At 68.2% G+C, this 1023-nt stretch carries 1 protein-coding gene; it reads right to left on the bottom strand.

Annotation, left to right across the window (positions count from 1 at the left end):
• Window positions 1-892: DUF2272 domain-containing protein (locus AC1VAN_RS22840; RefSeq protein ID WP_480986868.1), on the bottom strand; the 892-nt coding region annotated here is incomplete at its 3' end.
• Window positions 893-1023: the final 131 nt, after the last annotated feature.

Below are 1023 nucleotides of genomic sequence, written 5' to 3' on the forward strand. Positions count from 1 at the left end.
GCGCAGTGGCATTCAACTGCAGCAGCGCGGCCCAATCCTGCCGGTTGAAGCTGCATTCGTCCTCACGGCCCGGGGTGCAGGTCGGGTCGATGCCGGTGGTGTCGCGCTCGCGCGGCGGCGGCAGCTTGATCGTGCCGGTGCGATCCAGTTGCAGCAGGCGCATCGCCACGGTGTTCATGACATTGCCGCCCACCAGGTAGAGCGTCTGGTCGCCACCGAGGTTGGCCGCCACCACCACTTCGCAATGCGACTTCCAATGGCCGACCGAGCCGTTGCCCAGGGCCTGCACCAATCCGCTGTAACTGAGCGTGCTGCTGCGGTCGCGCAGGAAGCACAGCAGATCGCCCGGCGCAGGCTTGGCGGTGGCAGGGTCCACCAGGCGGTAGGGCACGCCGGAAGGGCCCGCCTGGTAGGCGGCGCGGATGTAGTCGATATGGCGTGGGGAAGTATTGAAGCCGGGTACGCCGGCACGCACCATCACCCAGGAAATGAAGGCCGCCGACCACGGATTGTCGATCAGGAAGGCGCGGCAATCGCTGTCGGTGTAACGCGTGCCCAGCGGCGCCAAGCAGCTGCTGGCGCCGGGCTGGCTGCCCAGCGCGTTGAGCGTGCCGCTTTCGCGCCAGTAGCTGGTGACCCGTTGCCAGGCGATCAGGCCGTTGTCGGCCAGATGATCGCCTTCGGCCTCGGTGACACTGAGGCTGGCGGCGCGGCCGTCACGGTCGATGAAGGGGCGATACCAGAGCCGATGCTCGTTGCAGGCGGTGTTGCGGATGGCGACCGCCAATGGGCTCAGGCCGAAACGCGGTGGGACATCGCAGGCTTCGACAGCGGCGGCCGAGAAAGGCGTCGCGGCCAGCAGCAGGCAGGCAGGCAAGAGCATCCGGCGCATGCGCGGCTCCTGTGGGGGATGGCCGCAGCGTCGCAGCGCCGTTGTGAACGCCGGGTGTGAGAACGGTGGTGCCGGCCGTTGGCCGGCAACATCACGATCCGCGAATCCACCCTCAACCCGGTGGCGGACCC

This window comes from Stenotrophomonas sp. 05L44_2, from assembly GCF_056665995.1.